The sequence below is a fragment of the Natronospira bacteriovora genome (assembly GCF_030848495.1).
Lineage (GTDB): Bacteria > Pseudomonadota > Gammaproteobacteria > Natronospirales > Natronospiraceae > Natronospira > Natronospira bacteriovora.
In genome coordinates this window covers 185,241-203,644 of sequence record NZ_JAVDDT010000001.1, presented here as the reverse complement: position 1 = coordinate 203,644, position 18,404 = coordinate 185,241, and the positions used below count along the sequence as shown (strand labels likewise).

The 18,404-nt window shown below is 61.3% G+C and carries 16 protein-coding genes; 12 read left to right on the top strand and 4 right to left on the bottom strand.

The features are described from left to right. Nucleotides 1–25: 25 nt before the first annotated feature. The 10 genes from RBH19_RS00975 to RBH19_RS00930 all read left to right on the top strand — a co-directional run bounded on the left by RBH19_RS00975 (nucleotide 26) and on the right by RBH19_RS00930 (nucleotide 8,967). Nucleotides 26–1,798 carry a methyl-accepting chemotaxis protein gene (locus RBH19_RS00975; RefSeq protein WP_306726932.1) on the top strand — a complete coding sequence of 591 codons (1,773 nt, stop codon included), beginning with the start codon at nucleotides 26–28 and terminating at the stop codon, nucleotides 1,796–1,798. Between the two features lie 242 nt (nucleotides 1,799–2,040). After that, nucleotides 2,041–2,880, top strand: a complete 840-nt coding sequence (locus RBH19_RS00970) for a CheR family methyltransferase (RefSeq protein ID WP_306726931.1) — start codon at nucleotides 2,041–2,043, stop codon at nucleotides 2,878–2,880. A gap of 67 nt (nucleotides 2,881–2,947) precedes the next feature. Further along, on the top strand, nucleotides 2,948–3,535 hold the full coding sequence (locus RBH19_RS00965) for a chemotaxis protein CheD (protein WP_306726930.1): 588 nt from the start codon (nucleotides 2,948–2,950) through the stop codon (nucleotides 3,533–3,535). Next, nucleotides 3,532–4,638: a protein-glutamate methylesterase/protein-glutamine glutaminase gene (locus RBH19_RS00960; RefSeq protein WP_374728933.1), complete on the top strand. Its 1,107-nt coding sequence runs from the start codon at nucleotides 3,532–3,534 to the stop codon at nucleotides 4,636–4,638. Before RBH19_RS00965 ends, RBH19_RS00960 begins: the two co-directional genes overlap by 4 nt. 137 nt (nucleotides 4,639–4,775) lie before the next feature. Next, nucleotides 4,776–5,825, top strand: a complete 1,050-nt coding sequence (locus RBH19_RS00955) for a class I fructose-bisphosphate aldolase (RefSeq protein ID WP_306726929.1) — start codon at nucleotides 4,776–4,778, stop codon at nucleotides 5,823–5,825. Nucleotides 5,826–5,893: 68 nt separating this feature from the next. Then, nucleotides 5,894–6,712 (top strand): ABC transporter ATP-binding protein, encoded by an 819-nt coding sequence (locus tag RBH19_RS00950; protein ID WP_306726928.1) that lies wholly within the window; start codon nucleotides 5,894–5,896, stop codon nucleotides 6,710–6,712. 5 nt (nucleotides 6,713–6,717) lie between these two features. After that, nucleotides 6,718–7,488, top strand: a complete 771-nt coding sequence (gene mlaE / locus RBH19_RS00945; protein ID WP_306727286.1) for a lipid asymmetry maintenance ABC transporter permease subunit MlaE — start codon at nucleotides 6,718–6,720, stop codon at nucleotides 7,486–7,488. A 23-nt stretch (nucleotides 7,489–7,511) separates the two neighbouring features. Then, nucleotides 7,512–7,970, top strand: a complete 459-nt coding sequence (gene mlaD / locus RBH19_RS00940; RefSeq protein ID WP_306726927.1) for an outer membrane lipid asymmetry maintenance protein MlaD — start codon at nucleotides 7,512–7,514, stop codon at nucleotides 7,968–7,970. A gap of 3 nt (nucleotides 7,971–7,973) precedes the next feature. Further along, nucleotides 7,974–8,657 (top strand): MlaC/ttg2D family ABC transporter substrate-binding protein, encoded by a 684-nt coding sequence (locus RBH19_RS00935; RefSeq protein WP_306726926.1) that lies wholly within the window; start codon nucleotides 7,974–7,976, stop codon nucleotides 8,655–8,657. Further along, nucleotides 8,647–8,967 carry an STAS domain-containing protein gene (locus RBH19_RS00930; protein WP_306726925.1) on the top strand — a complete coding sequence of 107 codons (321 nt, stop codon included), beginning with the start codon at nucleotides 8,647–8,649 and terminating at the stop codon, nucleotides 8,965–8,967. The genes RBH19_RS00935 and RBH19_RS00930 overlap by 11 nt, the downstream gene beginning before the upstream one ends. Nucleotides 8,968–8,983: 16 nt before the next feature. Here RBH19_RS00930 and RBH19_RS00925 read toward each other — a convergent pair whose 3' ends face one another. Further along, nucleotides 8,984–9,748 (bottom strand): MlaA family lipoprotein, encoded by a 765-nt coding sequence (locus tag RBH19_RS00925; RefSeq protein ID WP_306726924.1) that lies wholly within the window; start codon nucleotides 9,746–9,748, stop codon nucleotides 8,984–8,986. Between the two features lie 125 nt (nucleotides 9,749–9,873). On the opposite strand from RBH19_RS00925, the gene RBH19_RS00920 reads away from it, so the two are divergent. Next, entirely contained in the window at nucleotides 9,874–12,459 is a 2,586-nt protein-coding gene (locus RBH19_RS00920) for a M14 family zinc carboxypeptidase (RefSeq protein WP_306726923.1), read from the top strand. 141 nt (nucleotides 12,460–12,600) lie between these two features. Here the strand turns inward: RBH19_RS00920 and RBH19_RS00915 are convergent, their stop codons facing one another. Both RBH19_RS00915 and RBH19_RS00910 read right to left on the bottom strand, forming a co-directional pair. Beyond that, on the bottom strand, nucleotides 12,601–14,106 hold the full coding sequence (locus RBH19_RS00915) for a beta-barrel assembly-enhancing protease (protein ID WP_306726922.1): 1,506 nt from the start codon (nucleotides 14,104–14,106) through the stop codon (nucleotides 12,601–12,603). A gap of 185 nt (nucleotides 14,107–14,291) precedes the next feature. Beyond that, a complete protein-coding gene (locus tag RBH19_RS00910) occupies nucleotides 14,292–15,644 on the bottom strand; it encodes an OmpP1/FadL family transporter (protein WP_306726921.1) in 1,353 nt (450 codons plus the stop codon). A gap of 197 nt (nucleotides 15,645–15,841) precedes the next feature. Between RBH19_RS00910 and RBH19_RS00905 the strand changes: the two genes are divergently transcribed. Beyond that, complete coding sequence (locus tag RBH19_RS00905) at nucleotides 15,842–16,924, top strand: AI-2E family transporter (RefSeq protein ID WP_306726920.1); 1,083 nt, start codon at nucleotides 15,842–15,844, stop codon at nucleotides 16,922–16,924. 54 nt (nucleotides 16,925–16,978) lie between these two features. Here RBH19_RS00905 and RBH19_RS00900 read toward each other — a convergent pair whose 3' ends face one another. Further along, on the bottom strand, nucleotides 16,979–18,379 hold the full coding sequence (locus tag RBH19_RS00900) for a PhoH family protein (RefSeq protein ID WP_306726919.1): 1,401 nt from the start codon (nucleotides 18,377–18,379) through the stop codon (nucleotides 16,979–16,981). Nucleotides 18,380–18,404 lie beyond the last annotated feature (25 nt).

The window sequence follows — 18,404 nt, the reverse complement described above, 5'->3', positions numbered from 1 at the left end:
GAATGACCAGACTCAGGGGTTTGAAATGAAGATGAAGCTGTCCATCAAGGCAAGACTGATCATACTGATTGCCGTAGCCGCCATCATGGTACTGGTCATCGGCTTCGTCGGTCTTCAGGGCAACCGGGCCGGGCTCGTGGCTGCGGAAGAGTTCCGTGACGAAGTCGCCGCAAGACTGATCATTGTCAACCAGATCGCGAACCTGGAACAGGACCAGCGCCTGGATGTCTACGAAGCGCTGATCGACCCGTCACCGCGGGGAATCGAGCGCGCCGAGCAGGCCATCGAGGAACGCAGCGATGAATTGGATCGGCTCTGGCAGGCCTATTTGGATGATCGCGAGCTCGTCGGTGAAGAGGCCGCCTTCGCCGAGGAGTGGCAAGCTGCTCGCGGACAGCAGGAACGCGCCATTCAGTCAGTCTTTGATGCCCTCTGGGATGAAAACACGGGACTGGCCATTCGCCTTGAACAGAACCAGCTGGCGCCCGCGGCCGCCATGGTGGAAAGCGGGGCCGAGAATCTGGTCCAGTTCCAGGTGGAACGGGCCGACCGTGTGACCGAACGCATTACTGCTCGCATGCAGCGTCTCAACCGAATTGCCATTTTCGTCATCGTGGCCGGTCTGCTGATTACCGTCATCATTGGCTGGACCACACTGGCCAATGTGCGTGCGGCACTGGACAAGGCCAGCAAGCTGGTGGAGCGTATCTCCGACGGGCACCTCAGTAACCGTACCAAGGTCGAGATCCGCGACGAGATCGGGCTGATGATCGAGGATCTGGCCGAAATGGACCAGAAACTCAGTAGCATCGTTCAACAGGTGCGTGATGCCGCCAATTCGGTGGACAGTGCCGCCCAGGAGATTGCCGCGGGCACAGACGATCTCGCCCAGCGAACCCAGGAACAGGCATCGTCCATCGAAGAAACGGCGTCCAGCATGGAGGAAATGACCTCCACGGTGAAGAACAACGCCGACAATGCCCAGGAGGCCAATCAGCTGGCCTCCGGTACCCGGCAGGAGGCCGAGCGTGGCGGTGAGGTGGTCAAGCGTGCCGTGACCGCCATGCGGGATATTGATGAAAGCAGTGGCAAGATCGTCGAGATCATTTCGGTGATCGACGAGATTGCCTTCCAGACCAATCTGCTGGCCCTCAACGCCGCGGTGGAGGCCGCACGCGCCGGTGAGCAGGGACGGGGTTTTGCCGTGGTGGCCACGGAGGTGCGCAATCTGGCCCAGCGCAGTGCCAAGGCGGCCAAGGAGATCAAGGACCTGATCAACGACAGCGTGGGCAAGATCAAGAACGGTTCCGAGCTGGTGGAAGAATCCGGCAAGACCCTGGAAGGGATTGTTGAGAATGTCCGCCGGGTGACTGAAATCGTGGCAGAGATCGCCGCGGCCAGCAATGAGCAGGCCTCTGGCATTGACCAGGTCAATCGGGCCGTCATGCAGATGGACGAAGTGACCCAGCAGAATGCCTCATTGGTGGAAGAGACCGCGGCCGCCAGTCGCTCCATGCAGGAGCAGGCAGCGATACTCCTCAAACGCATGGCGTTCTTCCAGCTGGGTGATGATGATCGTGTCATGGATGGAGGCAGTGACACCGGGACGTTGGTGCAGCAGCAGGGTGCGCAGACACACGCCCCCGCGTCCCGTGGTGAAGCGGGCAGGGCGGATGGTGCGCCGGCCAGCCGGGCAACACCAGGCCGCGAATCGACACCGCACAGCCAGCGCTCGGCAAGCGAGCAACCGCGTCCGGCTTCGCGCGGCAGCAGTGACGACCATTGGGAGGAATTCTGATACCGGTCAGTTGGTTTGGCCGGCTTTGTTCGGCGCGCACTGCGCAGCATGTCGCTTATGATGAAGGCAGCGGTTTCTCCATTCGAGGGGCCGCTGCCTTTTGCTTTATTCGGTCCGTGAGCTAGGTTTGGGGGAGGGCAACCATTGAGGGTGGATGGTCTGTCTGGCTGCTCGGGGCGGTTTTCGGGTACCTGCCTGGCGCAATGTGCCCTTTTCCAAGGTCGAGGAGCATATTCGGGGACATGAACAGGCCGTTGATCAAGGAATACAGCTTCTCAGGCGAGGAATACGATGAGTTGCGCCGTATCATCGGCGACCGTGTCGGCATCGCATTGTCAGATGGCAAACGGGATCTGGTCTATAGCCGGGTTTCCCGACGCCTGAGAGCCCGAGGTCTTTCTTCCTTTGCCGAATACCTGGCATTGCTCCGCAGGGGCGATGAAGAGGAACTGGCCGAGCTGGTCAATGCCATGACCACGAACGTGACCCAGTTCTTTCGTGAAGCGCACCATTTCGAATACCTGATGAGCCGAATGCTGCCCGAGGTGATCGGTGAAGGCAGCAGGGACAAGGTTATCCGTATCTGGTCTGCCGGCTGCTCCAGTGGTGAGGAGCCCTATTCCATTGCCATTGTGCTCGCCGAGTTCCTCGATCGTCACCCGGGATGGAAAGGCGAGGTCTGGGCAACCGATGTGGACGGCGCCATTCTGCGTCAGGCCGAGGAGGGTGTTTACTCCATCGATCGCCTCAAACAGGTCTCGAGAGACCGTCTGCGTCGTTTCTTTCTCAAGGGCAGTGGCCCCAATGAAGGCAAGGCGAGAGTCGGCAAGACGCTCAGGGATCTGGTGCAGTTCGAGCGGGTGAACCTGATCGAGAAATGGCCGGTCCGTAATCGTTTTGATGCGATTTTCTGCCGCAATGTCATCATCTATTTCGACCGCAGTCACAAGGGCCAGGTCGTCGAAGGTTTCTCCGAACACCTGCGTCCGGTCGGACACCTGTTTCTGGGGCACTCGGAGTCCTTGCACGGTCTGACCAACCGATATCGACTGATCGGGCAGACCATCTATCGCCTGCGGTGACAGCGGGCATGCCGGTTTTCGCATGAGGGACAGCAGATTGGGGGCCGGGCGCAGGAGGTAACGATCGGTGCGACGAGTGTTTGGCGGTACATCGGATGGCTTTGTCAGCCACGATCCGCTGCTGGATCGGGAAATCACCCGGATCCATGCAGGCGGTTATTGCATCGTTGACGGCGACACCATCATCAGTACCTTGCTCGGCTCCTGCATCACGGTGTGTCTGCGGGACAGTGAGGCTGGCATCGCCGGCATGAATCACTTCCTGTTGCCCGGTGAAGGCCCCGTCCGACTGGATGAATCGGTGGCCGATTGCCGTTACGGGGCCCCGGCCATTCATGCCCTGGTGGACGGAATGGCGCTCATGGGTGCCCGCCCGGGGCGTATTGTGGCCAAATTGTTCGGGGGCTCGGAGATGCTGACCCAGTTGCGGCCGGTGGGCAGGCACAACATCGAATTTGCCGAACGGTGCCTGCAGGCGCTCGGTATCCCGATTCAGGCGAGCGATGTCGGTGGCAGTGAACATCGGGTCATTCGTTTCCTGACTGCCAGCGGACAGGTTCGTGTTCAGCGTGGGGGGTCCCGCCAGAAAGTGGTTCCGGGCCGCCTGATCAGCGATTCAGCAACACCCGGCGGGGTGCGGAGGAGGGTGGTTTGAGTACGAATGGCAAGATTCGCGTCATCGTCGTGGATGATTCGGCCCTGGTGCGCAAGCTGCTCACCCGGATGCTGGAGTCCGATCCGGGGATCGAGGTGGTCGGTGCGGCTCCCGACCCCTATGCGGCCCGTGATCAGATCAAGCGGCTCGATCCCGATGTGATCACGCTGGATGTGGAAATGCCGCGCATGGATGGTATTACCTTTCTGGAAAACCTCATGCGTCTGCGACCCATGCCAGTGGTCATGGTCTCCTCCCTTACCCATGACGGGGCCAAGGTCACGCTTCAGGCGCTGGAGCTGGGGGCCGTGGATTTCGTCACCAAGCCCGCCCGGGAGCTGTCCGTGAAGCTGGAAGACTATGCGGCCGAAGTGGTCGCCAAGGTCAAGGCGGCGGCCCGGGCAACCATCAGGCCCCTGACCAATTTCAGTGGAACGGAGCGGGAAGCCTTTCGGGAGCGGGTGAAAGAGTCGCTGCGCGAGGCCGGAGCCTACGAGGCCCGTAGCGCGGGTACCCGCCAGAGGCTGGTAGCCATCGGGGCCTCCACCGGTGGTACGGAGGCCATCCGGCGTGTGCTGGAATGCCTGCCGCCCGATTCCCCGCCCATCGTCATCAGTCAGCACATTCCCGCGAGTTTCAGTGGCCCCTTCGCCGAGCGCCTGAACAGTGTGACGAGTCTCACGGTGAAGGAGGCCACGGACCGTGCTCCGATCATGCCGGGCCATGCCTACGTGGCGCCGGGCGACTGGCATTTGCGGGTGCAGCGGGACGGTGCCCGGCTGATCTGCCGGATCGACCAGTCTGAAACCGTGAACCGGCATCGCCCGAGTGTGGACGTGATGTTCGACTCCGTGGCCGAATCCGCGGGCAGCGAAGCGGTAGGTGTGTTGCTCACCGGCATGGGCCGGGACGGGGCCGAGGGTCTGGCCAGAATGAAGGCATCCGGTGCGGCGACCATTGTCCAGGACGAGGCCAGTTCCACCGTGTGGGGGATGCCGGGGGCGGCAGTCAGTCTCGGGGCGGCGGACGAAATACTCTCGCTGGAGCAGATCCCTGCCCGCATGATGCAGTTCGCGGCCAATGGCCGTGCCCGGTCGGCCTGAGCGGGCACGGCCTTTTTCAGTTCCGACGACGGCCAGGGTTCTGATAAACTACCCGGATCAACCATCAACGGCGTCTCGCCCGGACTCAAGGTCGGCCGTGGCGGACGCGGCACGGCCTATCGTTTCGGGAGGAAAGCATGAACGCGCAGTTTGACAGCAAGGCAGCTCAGCTCCGGCAGGTGGCTCGCGAGCTGGTCGCGCCCGGCAAGGGGATTCTGGCGGCCGATGAAAGCACTGGCACCATTGCCAAGCGCCTGGACTCCGTGGGTGTGGAATCCACGGAAGAGAACCGGCGCCGTTACCGCGAGATTCTCTTCACCACCCCGGGTGCCGAGGAATTCATCAGTGGCGTGATCCTGTTTGACGAGACCCTGCGCCAGTCCACCCGTTCCGGCACGCCGTTTCCGGAGCATCTCAAGTCTCTGGGTGTGATTCCGGGCATCAAGGTGGACGCGGGTGCGAAGGAACTGGCCGGCCATCCCGGCGAGAAGGTGACCGAGGGTCTTGATGGCCTGCGGGATCGTCTCAGCGAATACGTGGATCTGGGTGCCCAGTTTGCCAAGTGGCGTGCGGTGATCACCATTGATACCGCCAACGGCATGCCGAGCGAGTTCTGTCTGGACGCCAACGCCCATGCCCTGGCCCGCTACGCGGCCCTGTGCCAGGAAGCCGGTCTGGTGCCCATCGTGGAACCGGAAGTGCTGATGGACGGTGACAACAGCATCGAAGTCTGTGAGGCCGTCACTGCCCGGGCTCTGAACAAGGTATTCAATGCCCTCTACGAGCACGGTGTGCTGCTCGAGGGTATCCTGCTCAAGCCGAACATGGTCATTGCCGGCAAGAAGGCAGACCGCCAGGCCGCCGCCCAGGAAGTGGCGGAAGCCACCGTGCGCTGTCTCAAACGGCATGTGCCGGCGGCTGTTCCGGGCATCGTCTTCCTTTCCGGTGGCCAGAGTGATGAGCTGGCCACCGAGCACCTGAACCTGATGAACCGCCTGGGCCCCCACCCCTGGGAGCTGAGCTTCTCCTATGGCCGCGCCCTTCAGGCACCGGCCCTCAAGGCCTGGGCCGGCAAGGAAGAACAAGCCGAAGCGGCCCAGAAGGCCTTCTACCATCGGGCTCGCTGCAACAGCGCCGCCCGTTCCGGCGACTGGTCCGAGGCCATGGAAAAAGACCAGGCAGCCTGATCGAAATAGAAACCCCGGGGCCGTCGCTCCGGGGTTTTTTGTGTCCCGGAACAGTGATGGAGATGAGCATGGGGCAGGGCCAATCACCCGATCCGCATATTCGCCTTGATGGCGTCAGCTTCAGTCGTGGCGATCGTCTCATCTTCAGGGATGTCAGTCTGACCATTCCCCGTGGCAAGGTCACGGCCATCATGGGCCCCAGCGGCACCGGGAAGACGACGCTCCTGCGCCTGATTACCGGGCAGCTCATCGCCGACCGGGGCACTGTGGAGCTTGATGGCCATGAAGTCTCCGGGCTTTCCCGAACGGCCCTTTACCAATTGCGCAAACGGGTGGGTTATCTCTTTCAGGCCGGCGCACTCCTGACCGACCTGGATGTCTATGAGAACGTTGCCTTCCCCCTTCGCGAGCATACCCGCTTGCCCGAAGCCCTGATCCATCATCTGGTCATGACGCGCCTGCACTCGGTGGGGCTGCGCGGGGCGGCACGGTTGATGCCCGCCGAACTATCAGGCGGCATGGCCCGGCGTGTCGGGCTGGCCCGTGCCGTGGTCATGGATCCCGAACTGGTGCTCTACGACGAACCATTTGCCGGCCTGGATCCCATTTCCATGGGGGTGATCGTGCGCCTCATACGCGAGATCAATCAGGCGCTTGGTCTCACCAGTGTCATCGTTTCCCATGATATCGAGGAAGTTTCCCAGGTGGCGGACTGGGCCTGGATCATTGCCGACGGCCGAATCGTGTCCGGCGGCACACCGGATGAGCTGAAGCAGGACGAGTCCCCCTGGGTCCGGCAGTTCATGCATCGCATGTCCGACGGGCCGGTTCCCTTCCACTACCCGGCTCGGGATTATGCCGAGGACCTGATGGAGATTGAACCGTGATCAGTATGTGGCAGGACCTGCGCCAGGCCTCCCGCGAGTTCGTGGAAACACTGGGTGCTGTTACCCGTTTCTTTCTGCGCCTGCTGGCCGAGACCCCTGCCGCCCTGTTGCGCTTCGGTCTGGTCTGGCAGCAACTCTATCGGCTGGGGGCGCACTCCCTCCTGATCATCGGCATTTCCGCCGTGTTCGTCGGCATGGTTCTGGCGCTCCAGGGCTACCATATACTCAATCAGTTCGGTGCCACGGAATCGCTCGGTGTCATGGTGGCGATGACTTTGGTGCGTGAGCTCGGCCCGGTTCTGACGGCCATCCTGTTTGCCGGGCGGTCCGGTACCTCCCTGGCATCGGAAATCGGTCTCATGCGGGCCACCGATCAGCTGTCGGGCATGGAAATGATGGCCGTGGATCCGGTCAAACGGGTGGTGATGCCGCGTTTTCTGGCCGGTGTGATTGCCATGCCGTTTTTGGCGGCCATCTTCAGTGCACTGGGCATCTTCGGTGGCTATGTGGTCGGTGTGGGGCTGCTGGGTGTGGATGCCGGCCCCTTCTGGTCCCAGATGAATAACGCGGTTCAGGTGGGCACCGATGTCATGAGCGGCATCTGGAAGAGTGTGGCCTTCGGCATTGCCGCCAGCCTGATCGCCGTCTACGAGGGCTATAACGCCCCGCCCACGGCGGAAGGCGTCAGTCGGGCGACAACCCGGGCCATCGTGATTACGGCGGTGGCCGTTCTGGCCATCAACTTCCTCATCACTGCCATGATTGTTGGCGACTAAACGCGTCTGCGAGGGTTTGAGCAATGCGTCATAACAAGGCGATGGATTTCGGCACGGGCCTGTTCGTGCTGCTCGGTATTCTGGCCATTTTTTTCCTGGTTACCCAGACCACCGGCATGCGCGGAATCGGTGCGGAACCTGGCTACGATGTGACCGCCCGATTTGACGATATCGGCGGCCTGCGGGTACGCGCTCCCGTCACCATGGCCGGGGTCCGGCTCGGACGTGTGAGCGACATCAGCTTCGATAACGACCGCCTGGACGCGGTGGTGACGATCACCATCAGCTCGCGGTACGATAATCTTCCCGCGGACACCATTGCGTCGATTCGCACATCGGGACTGCTCGGGGAGCAGTTCATAGCCCTCGACCCGGGTGGTGACGTGGAGTCGCTGGCCGATGGCAGTGAGATCATCCATACCCAGTCCGCACTGGTTCTCGAGAACCTGATCGGACAGTTCCTCTACTCCCAGGGAGACTGAGCCATGTGGTATCGCAATTCCAAATCGTTGACGTCTCTTGTGGCCGGGCTGGTACTGACTCTGCTGCTGCCCTTGCAGGCCTTGGCCGAGGAGCAGATGCCGGATCCCGCGCAGATGGTGGAGGAAACGGCCAATGAGATCATTGCGGCACTGCAGGAACGTCGTGAGTCCATGAAGGATGATCCCGAGGCCCTCTACGCATTCGTGGAGGATCTTCTTCTGCCGGTCTTTGATGTTCCCTACAGCACCCGGCTGGTTCTTGGTCGGCATGGTCGGGATGCCAGTCCGGAACAACGCCGGGCTTTCGGTGAGGCCTTCTACCGCTTTCTGGTAAGAAGTTATGCCGACGGCATGGTCGAATATACGCCCAATGACCTCGAGATAAGGGTTCAGCCGGTGCGTGGCGAACTCAATCCGGATCGGACACGGGTTCGCACCCAGATCGTTCGTCCGGGTGGCAGCAATATCCCGGTGGATTACACCCTCCGGTACCGGGACGGTGAGTGGCGGGTCTTCGATGTCACCATTGAAGGTGTTTCCTACGTCACCAATTATCGCAATTCCTTCGACAGTGAAATTCGTCAGCGCGGTCTGGATGCCGTCATTGAGCGCCTGGAGGAGAGGGCGAGTCGCAAGGCGGATGAGCTGGAAGAGTCCCTGGAAGGTCAGTCTGAAGATGGTGAATGAATCAGCGCCGGAGACGGACATCAACCTTGAGGGGCTGGGTGGGGGCCGCTACCGACTGAGTGGGCGCCTGGGCTTCAGCAATGCCTCGCACGCCCTGACGCTGGTGAATCGTCTGGTGGGAAACGGGGCGAAGGTCCACATGGATCTGTCGGAGTTGCGACAGATTGACAGTGCCGGCCTTGCGGTACTGCTGGAATACTGGCGCCACTGTCAGCAGGCTGGCGACCGCCTTGTGCTGGAATCACCGCCTGCTCAGTTGCAACGCCTCATCCGAATCAGTGATCTCGAGGCCATACTGGGGGCGGCATGAGCAGTTGGCGTTCCGCTCACCATTCCCAGTCATCGTCCTCATCGTCCCAGTCGTCGTAGTCGATCTCCTCGGGAGGCGGGTCCCCGTCGTAGATGAGGTGCCGCCGCCTCTGCAGGTATGCTTCCCTGAGCGCGACATAGGGATCGAATTCATCTTCCAGAAAACGGTCGGCTTCCAGCAGGCCGGCCCGCAGATCCACTGCCCGGATCAGATACAGGCCGTATCGCTCCGGCGTCGGGATGGCGGAATAGGTTGGATCCACATAGGTAGCCACCGCCATGCCGGATGCATCTCGCACGGTTGACGGGCCCAGGGCGGGCAGCATCAGATAGGGGCCCGGGCCGAAGCCCCAGACCCCCAGAGTCTGACCAAAATCCTCATTATTGGCCTCAAGGCCCACAAGCGTGGCCGGGTCGAAGATGCCGGCAATGCCAATGGTGGTATTGATGAGAAAGCGCCCGGTATCGGAAAAGGCATCAGTGAACTTTCCCTGCAGCGCACTGTTCACAATGACGATGGGATAGGACAGATTGCTGACAAAATTGCCAACCCCGGTGCGAACCGGCTGGGGAATATTGTCCCTGTAGGCCACGGCAACAGGCCGAACGGCTGCCCTGTCGATGGTGTCGTTGAAGGCGTAGACGCTTCGATTGAAGCCCTCGAAGGGGTCCCGCGGATCCCTGTGATCGGGATCGGGGGTAGTGGTACAGGCGGTGGCAATGAACAGGACCACCAGGATGGAGGCGATACCTCTGAAGTATCTCTGCAATGGCTGGCTCACGGTTTCGGCTCTCAGTCCGCAGTATGACGGTGTTGGCAGCAGTCTGGCCCAGCATGTTATCAGGGGCCGGCATCGTTGACATCCGGAAATCCACATAATCTCAGACAGCAAAGCGAGGAGCCATGATGAAATTCCGATATGGCCTGACAGGCCTGTTTCTCTTTTTCTTCAGCCTGCCCCTGGCAGCCGATACCATGGAGCTTGACTGGTTCCTGCCCTGGGCAGCGGAGTATGACCAGAGCATTCCGACACCGGAGGAAGTGCTTGGTTACCAGGTGGGTGAGTGGCATGTGAGTCACGATCAGCTGATTCGCTATTTCGAACGCCTTGCGGATGCCTCGGATCGGGTCAGCCTGGTGGAGAAGGAGCGCACCTATGAGCAGCGCCCGATGCTGGTCGCCCGCATCACCTCGCCGGGAAATCAGGAGAACCTGGAGGCGATTCGTACCGCAAGGCTGGCGGCCATGCAGCCGGGGTCGGATGAGGATCTGCGTGATCATCCGGTCGTGAACTGGTTCGGCTACAGCATCCATGGTGACGAGGCCAGCGGCGCCAATGCCTCCATGGTGGTGGCCTGGCATCTGGCCGCCGCGCGTGACGAACGTACCCTGGCAATGCTTGAAGACACCATTGTTCTGATCGAACCGGCCATGAACCCGGATGGCGTCCAGCGATTTGCCAGCTGGGTCAACATGCACCGTGGCCAGACCCTGGTGGGGGATCCGCAGAATCGCGAGCATCGCCAGGTGTGGCCGCGGGGACGCACCAACCACTACTGGTTCGATCTCAACCGGGACTGGTTGCCCGTTCAGCACCCCGAATCGCGCGCCCGTGTCGCCGGGTTTCACGCATGGAAGCCGAATGTAGTGGGTGACTGGCATGAAATGGGCCGGAACAGCACCTATTTCTTCCAGCCAGGTGACCCGGATCGCAACAATCCGAGAACCCCGGAACGCAACTACGAGCTTACGGCAAAGATCGCCGAATACCACGCCGATCTGCTGGATCAGTACGGTGTCCCCTATTTCACCAAGGAAGTCTTTGACGATTACTATTTCGGCAAGGGTTCCACCTTCCCCGACATCAATGCCAGTGTGGGTATCCTGTACGAGCAGGCCAGTGCCCGGGGTCATCTGCGGGAGACCATTCATGGCGACCGCAGCTTCACGGAGGCGATCCGGAACCAGGTTCTCACTTCCTTCTCCACCCTGCAGGCCAGCCATGATCTGAGGAATGAGCTGTTGGGCTTCCAGCAGCGCTTTTATGAGGAAGCCATGGAGGAGGCCGCGCGGGATCGGCGCAAGGCCCTGGTCATTGGTGACCCGACGGATCGTGCCCGGACGGCCGAGCTGGTGGAGATCCTGATCCGCCAGGACGTGGATGTTCGCGAACTGGGTGCGGAGATCGAGGCGGATGGCCATACCTTCCGTCCCGGTGAGGCCTGGCTGATTCCGCTTGAGCAGCCCCAGTACCGCTTCATCCTGGCCATGATGGAGCGCCAGCTCGAGTTCCCCGATACCTGGTTCTACGATGTGTCCACCTGGACGCTGCCCCTGGCCTTCAACATGCCGATGGCGAGCCTCTCAGCCCGGGAACTACGCCGTGCCTCCATGGGCGAGCGCCTGAGTGAGGTGCCATCATTCGGCGGCCGTGCCGATATCGACAGTGATCGCCTGGTCGCCTGGGCCTTTGACTGGGCACCGTACTACGCGCCACGCATGACCCAGCGCCTGCTGGAAGCCGGCGCCCGCGTGCGTGTGGCCAAACAGCCCTTCGAGTCACCTGTTGCCGGTGGTGAGACCCGCTCATTCCCCCGCGGGACCATCATGATCCCGGTGGGAATCCAGGAAGAAGGCGTGGCCTCGAGAATTGAGGGCATTCTCCGCCGCTACGCCCGCGAAGACGGGGTCACGGTGTCCGCCATTGAGGGTGGGCTTTCTCGCAGTGGTGTTGACCTGGGCAGCCGCAATTTCCGCCCCGTGGAGCCGGTGCGCCCGGCAATTCTGGTGGATGACGGTGTGCACATGCAGGAAGCCGGGGAAATCTGGCACCTGCTGGACTTCCGTTACGAGGTTCCCGTGACCTTGTTGAACTGGGGGGAGCTGGATTCGGCCGATCTCAGCCGCTACACCCACCTTTACATGGTCAATGGCCCCTGGCGTCGGCTCAGCGACGGGCAGAAACAGGCCGTTCATGACTGGGTACGGCAGGGTGGCACACTGGTGGCTCAGAAGAATGCTCTGGAGTGGGTCGCCGATTCTGGTCTTTATGATCTGGAGTTCCGCCAGCGGGAGCGCGGTGAATCCGAACGCTTGCCTTATGACGACTTCGCAGCGGATCGTGCCGCCCAGGTGATCGGAGGCGCCATCTTCGAGACGGAGCTGGATCTTACGCATCCCCTTGCCTTCGGCTACAGCCGGGAACGCCTGCCCGTCTTTCGCAACAGTACCCGGTACCTTGAGCCGGGAGACAATCCCTATGTGCAGGTGGCCCGCTACGTTGATGAACCGCTCATGAGTGGTTATGTTTCCGACGAGAATCTGGCCATGATGGGCGGCAGCCTGTCACTGATGGCGGATCGAGTAGGGCAGGGAGCCGTGATTCTGTTCGTGGACAACACCAGCTTCAGGGCCTTCTGGTTCGGAACCAATCGTCTGCTGCTGAACAGTCTTTATTTCAGCGGCGCGATCAACCACACCAGCCGTCAGTGAGCCCGTTTTGCAGCAAGAAAAAAGCCCCGCCACCGGCGGGGCTTTTTACTGGGTGCTGACCCGTTCGCCAGCTGTGCAGTCCGGAATCATGGGGCGGTGCGGGAATCGCGTCGTCAAGAACAAAGTGCCCCCGTCATGGTGTCATTGCCCGGGTCGCTGTGCCTGTTGAACGTCACGGGGCAGCCGTTCCCATTTCATGTTGATGCGCGTCATCCGTTCATTGAACTGGGCCAGTTGCCGGGAATCCGCGATCGGATATCCGAGCGCAAGACGCATCTGAATCATCGCGCTGTAGACATCCCCCTGCACCAGATGGAAGCCCGCCATGTGGAAATGGGACTCGGCCTCATTTCCCAGGTCGCTGGCTGCCTGAGCCAGATGTCGATGGTACCGGGCAGGAACATCCTGGCGACGGACCATGGCCGACAGCTTGTCATGGGCTTGCTGGGCTTCCCCGGCCCCGAGCAGAGACAGTGCGTGACTCTCACTCAGACTTGGGTTGCGTGGGAACAGGGCGCTGGCCGACTGGTACAGTTCCAGGGCTTCTGTCTCTCTACCGCTCGCCAGAAGGCTTTCGGCCTCACCGATGTAATAACTGATGATGTCTGGTGATTTTCGGCGCAGGCTCCCAAACAGCCGTGCGGCTTCCTCATGGCGTCCCCGTACCTGCGCGGTCACCGCCTGGCGATAGACATCCAGGTCGGCGGTGAACCCGATATCCATCGGCGATCGTGCCGGGTTCAGGGCGATGACTTCCCGACCGCCGCTGGCGGAAATCATTGCATTGAGTCGTTCCCGCATGAGATAGAAACGACGGCTGGATTCATGGTCCTCGCTACGGAGATCACGGGCCCGGTTTCTGGCCTCGGTGATTCGGGCGGTGGTCAGTGGGTGGGTTCTCAGATACTCGGGCACACCCTGGCCCGCGGAATACTGGGTTCTTCGCTGAAGCTTCTCGAAGAACGTGGCCATGCCCTCCGGGTCGAACCCGGCTTCCGCCATCATCTTGATACCGATTCGATCCGCTTCGTACTCATGGGCTCGGGTGAAGTTGATCTGCCGTTGCAATGTCAGGGCCTGGGCGGAAATTGCCGTGGCCATTGCGGCATCCGCATGGCCGGTGTTCGCCGCAATGAGGATGGCACCCAGCATGGCTCCCAGAGCTGCCAGCCCGGTACCTCGCATGGCGTCGATCTGGCGGGCGATGTGGCGCTGTGTGACGTGGGCAATTTCATGAGCCACGACACCTGCCAGCTCCGATTCATTGTCGGCAGCGAGAATGAGGCCGGCATTGATGCCGATGTAGCCGCCCGGAAGGGCGAAGGCATTGATGGCCGGACTGCGGATGATGAAGAAGTCAAAGTGATCGCCGGGGCGCGAGCTGTGCGCAGCCAGGTGCTGCCCGAGGCCCTGAATGTACTCCTCCAGATCCGGGTCTTCCAGGATGGCCCCGCTGGCGCGGATCTGCCGAACGATGTCCCGGCCAATGCTGGCCTGCTCGCTGGGGCTGAATACCGTGCTGCTGGCATCGCCCAGATCCGGCAGGCGGTTGGTATCAAAACCCTGGGCCACAGTCGGCCCTGCCAGGGCCAGCCAGCCCAGGCTCATGGCGAACAGAATGGCGGTCAGGCGGTAGATCAGGCGCATTACCATGGTGTCCCCGAGAAATGGCCGGAATACCGGCAGCTGTCTTCTAGGACAGTCCTTAGGGTCGCCGGTTCAGCGAGTCTAGCAATCCCCGATGTCGGGGACAAAGAATCAAAAAAGCCCGGTCAGTTGTCTGACCGGGCTTTGATCGTTTTACCGGAAACATGCCGGCACGTGGTGCTCCCTCAGTCGAACAGGTAGCGCCACTGAATGCCCACGATGTTGGCAGACACCTCGTAGGTGCCGACGATCCGGTCACCCTGGCTCCCGGTGTGATCCAGCGGGATCTCGTCATCCAGCATCAGATGGGTAAAGGCAAAGTCGAACTCGCTGTTGGCCGAATGGCGATAGGTCGCACCCAGGGAGAACCAGGTGCGATCATCATCGGGGAGGCGGGCCGTGCGGTGCTCGGTACGAACCGGGCTTTCGTCGTAGGCAATGCCACCACGCAGGATCCAGCGGTCACTGTGCGTGAAGTTGAAGCCCAGGCCGTAGCGCATGTCATTCTTGTAGTTCTGGGCTTCCACGGTATCCGGCTGGGCCGGATTGCGGTATTCCACCCGCAGCTCGTCGAAGCTGCTCCAGCCCATGTAGGTGGCATCACCCAGAAGGGTGAAACGATCCGTCATGTCATGGGCAAAACTCATGGACAGGGAGTAGGGCGCGCGGAAGCTGGCGTCCACTCGGCTGTTGTCGAAGGGGTTATGCTCGGCGGTCGGATCCGCGAAGATGGCCGGACGCCCCTCGAAGCGGGCATCACCGGTCAGATCGTGCTTGACCTGGCTGCGGAAGTGGATTCCCACACGGGTGTTTTCGTGTTCGCCGAGAACACCGATGTTGAAGCCATAACCCATGCCGCTGCCTTCGATGACGGCGCTGCCATCGGCGTTCTGCGGCGTCAGACCGAGGGCCGAGCAGGTGGTGGGATCCACCTGGCTGAAACAGACGGCGCCGAAATCAACGGCGTTGCTCAGCTCCACCTGCATGTACTGAATATTCAGACCAACACCCACGGACCAGTTGTCATGCACCTTCCAGGCCATGGACGGGTTGATATTGACAATGGCGACCTCCGACAGCCGTGCCTGATAGCGGAAGATGGAATCTTCCTCGTAATCGGTGGCCAGGCCGAAGGGTGCGCCGATGCCCAGGCCGAAATGCGTCGTGTCGTTGATCTTGGTGTGGTAGTACAGATTCGGCACTGGAGAGGCGCCATGGCCGATGTTGCCGCCTTCGCCGCCGCTGAGCGGCTGGCCGATGGCATCGGTGGCGCTTTCCTTGGTGAAATCGCCCCGCAGGTCGATGACGCTGACGCCACCGGTCCATTCGCGGCGATCCAGCCGGGTCATGCCGGCCGGGTTGAAATAGATGGTGCTGGCGTCGTCGGCTACGGCAGCGCCGCCGGCGTAGGCATTGCCCAGGCCCCGAACCCCTTGTTCAATAAGGGAAAAACCGGCGCCCGAGGCCGTCATTGGCACGGCCATGGCCGCACCCAGCAGGACTGCCGCAGAGCGGCGTTTGGCATTCTTGTGGATCATTGTTCCTTCCCTCGACGGTCGAAGTGGAAAACTCCTCGCGCCTGATTTAAGCACAGGCCCACGGAAAATAAAACAAACGGTCGTTTGCCTGGGGCTCGTCGGACCCGCTCGGACGGCTCGGTCGATCACGGTTTCCTTTACAAGCAGGGTCGGAAACAGGGAAGATTCCCGGAAATCTCCACAAAGGGGCGTGCAGCATGGAAGTAGTCAGAGAGTGGTTTCAACGCCATTTCTCGGATCCCCAGGTCGTCATTCTGGCCGGGCTCCTGCTGGCCGGCTTCATCGGGATCATCTTTGCCGGGCAATACCTTGCGCCGGTGCTGGCCAGCCTGATCATCGCCTACCTGCTGGAAGGCATCATCCAGCCCCTGCAGCGGATCGGCGTCCCCCGCATTCTGGCGGTGGGGCTGGTTTTCATCATCTTCTTCATCGTGCTGCTCGCCATCCTCTTCGGGCTGTTCCCGATGTTGACCCGCCAGGCAACCCAGCTGCTGCAGGAAGTGCCGGCCATGCTGACTGAAGGGCAGCGCCTGGTGCTCACCCTGCCTGAGCGCTACCCGGCCCTGTTCAGCGAGACCCAGATCGAGGAGTTTCTGGATCAGATCCGGCGCGAGGCGGGCCGCTATACAGATACCATGCTGCGCCAGACACTGTCCTCGGTCGTCGGTGTCATTACGCTGATCGTCTACATCGTCCTGATGCCCCTGCTGGTCTTTTTCTTTCTCAAGGACAAGGATGCGATCCTGAACTGGGCCCGTGGCCACCTGCCGCGTCAGCGTGGTCTTGCAACCCGCGTCTGGCAGGAAGTGGATGCCCAGCTTGGCAATTTTGTGCGCGGCAAGTTCTGGGAAATCCTGATCGTCTGGGTGGTGACCTATATCACCTTCCTCTTCATGGGCCTGAACTTTGCCATGCTGCTTGGTTTCCTGGTGGGGATCTCCGTGCTTATTCCCTACATTGGTGCGGCCGTGATGACCTTTCCGGTCGCTCTGGTGGCGTATTTCCAGTTTGGCTGGAGTGCCGAGCTCGCCTGGATTCTGGTGGCCTACGGCATCATCCAGATGCTGGACGGCAACGTCCTGGTGCCGATTCTGTTCTCTGAGGTGATCAATCTGCACCCCATCGCCATCATTGTCGCTGTGCTGTTTTTTGGTGGCATCTGGGGCTTCTGGGGCGTTTTCTTCGCCATTCCGCTGGCCATCCTGGCCCAGGCCGTACTCAAGGCCTGGCCTCGGCAGCAGGAAACCGCCGATGAGGAGCCCGAGGCAGCCGGCGAGTGAGGCAGGCTCTCAGCGTGAAAGGCGGGGCAGTGAGGGCAGCCTGGGTCGAGCGGATCAGAGTACGTCAGAGGCGTAGTCGGCCAGCCGCGAACGTTCACCCCGCATCAGCGTGATATGGCCGGAGTGGGCCCAGGCCTTGAAGCGATCCACCACGAAGGTAAGGCCCGAGGTGGTTTCGGTCAGATAGGGAGTGTCGATCTGGGCGACGTTGCCCAGGCACACGATCTTGCTGCCCGGGCCGGCCCGGGTGATCAGGGTCTTCATCTGCTTGGGGGTGAGGTTCTGGGCTTCGTCGAGGATGATGAAGCGGTTCAGAAAGGTACGCCCGCGCATGAAGTTCAATGAGCGGATCTTGATTCGGCTCTGGAGCAGATCGTTGGTGGCGGCACGCCCCCACTCGCCGCCTTCCTCCGAGCGGGTGAGCACTTCCAGGTTGTCCATCAGGGCCCCCATCCAGGGCGTCATCTTCTCTTCCTCGGTACCCGGCAGGAAACCGATGTCTTCGCCCAGGGGAACGGTCACCCGGGTCATGATGATCTCCGAGTAGGTGTTCTCTTCCAGCGTCTGGGTCAGGGCAGCCGCCAGGGTCAGCAGCGTCTTGCCCGTGCCGGCCGCACCCAGCAGGGTGACGAAATCCACTTCCGGATCCATGAGCAGATTGAGTGCGAAGTTCTGTTCGGTGTTGCGGGCGTTGATGCCCCAGACGGCATTTCTGCCGCCCCGATAGTCCCGAATCGTCTCCAGGACGGCGGTATCGCCCTCCACGGATCGAACCACCGCCTGAAAATCCTCACCGGCCGTGACGAACTGATTGGGCTGCCATTCGCTTGCCCTCGGGCCAGTCAAACGGTAGAAGCTTCGGCCACCCTCGGTCCAGGAGTCCATGGCCTGACCGTGTTTTTCCCAGAAATCCACCGGCAGGCTTTCGAAGCCGGAGAAGAGCAGATCCACATCCTCCAGCACCTTGTCGTTGTAGTAATCCTCGGCCTTGACCCCGACCACGGCGGCCTTGATGCGCAGATTGATGTCCTTGGTGACCAGAATGACCTGCTGGTCCTGGTGCCGGTGCTGAAGACCGAGGGTGGTGGCCAGAATGGTGTTGTCGGGCTTGTTGCCCGGCAGGGAATCGGGCAGTTCGGCCGGCAGGGGCTCGGTCTGGAAATACAGGCGGCCGGTGGGGCTGGCCGTGGCTCCAACCGAGCGGCCGCTGCTGGGAAGGGGCAGGCCGGAGGCCACGGGCTCACCCTTGCCTTCCAGCATGAGATCATCCAGAAAGCGACTGATCTGACGAACGTTGCGGGCGGATTCGGACATCCCTTTCTTGTGGGCATCCAGCTCCTCCAGCACCACCATGGGAAGGAAGATGTCGTGTTCCTCGAATCGGAATATGGCGGTGGGGTCGTGCATCAGTACATTGGTGTCCAGCACGAAGAGCTTGCGATTCCCCTTGTTCATGCTCGCCTCATTGTCAGATCGTCAT

What these genes read in the sequence shown, in the direction of transcription:
- mlaD (WP_306726927.1), top strand. Translation starts at nt 7,512, where the DNA reads ATGCGTCATAACAAGGCGATGGATTTCGGCACGGGCCTGTTCGTGCTG.
- RBH19_RS00905 (WP_306726920.1), top strand. Translation starts at nt 15,842, where the DNA reads ATGGAAGTAGTCAGAGAGTGGTTTCAACGCCATTTCTCGGATCCCCAG.
- RBH19_RS00950 (WP_306726928.1), top strand. Translation starts at nt 5,894, where the DNA reads ATGGGGCAGGGCCAATCACCCGATCCGCATATTCGCCTTGATGGCGTC.
- RBH19_RS00920 (WP_306726923.1), top strand. Translation starts at nt 9,874, where the DNA reads ATGAAATTCCGATATGGCCTGACAGGCCTGTTTCTCTTTTTCTTCAGC.
- RBH19_RS00910 (WP_306726921.1), bottom strand. Translation starts at nt 15,644, where the DNA reads ATGATCCACAAGAATGCCAAACGCCGCTCTGCGGCAGTCCTGCTGGGT.
- RBH19_RS00970 (WP_306726931.1), top strand. Translation starts at nt 2,041, where the DNA reads ATGAACAGGCCGTTGATCAAGGAATACAGCTTCTCAGGCGAGGAATAC.
- RBH19_RS00975 (WP_306726932.1), top strand. Translation starts at nt 26, where the DNA reads ATGAAGATGAAGCTGTCCATCAAGGCAAGACTGATCATACTGATTGCC.
- RBH19_RS00955 (WP_306726929.1), top strand. Translation starts at nt 4,776, where the DNA reads ATGAACGCGCAGTTTGACAGCAAGGCAGCTCAGCTCCGGCAGGTGGCT.
- RBH19_RS00935 (WP_306726926.1), top strand. Translation starts at nt 7,974, where the DNA reads ATGTGGTATCGCAATTCCAAATCGTTGACGTCTCTTGTGGCCGGGCTG.
- mlaE (WP_306727286.1), top strand. Translation starts at nt 6,718, where the DNA reads ATGTGGCAGGACCTGCGCCAGGCCTCCCGCGAGTTCGTGGAAACACTG.
- RBH19_RS00900 (WP_306726919.1), bottom strand. Translation starts at nt 18,379, where the DNA reads ATGAACAAGGGGAATCGCAAGCTCTTCGTGCTGGACACCAATGTACTG.
- RBH19_RS00915 (WP_306726922.1), bottom strand. Translation starts at nt 14,106, where the DNA reads ATGCGCCTGATCTACCGCCTGACCGCCATTCTGTTCGCCATGAGCCTG.
- RBH19_RS00930 (WP_306726925.1), top strand. Translation starts at nt 8,647, where the DNA reads ATGGTGAATGAATCAGCGCCGGAGACGGACATCAACCTTGAGGGGCTG.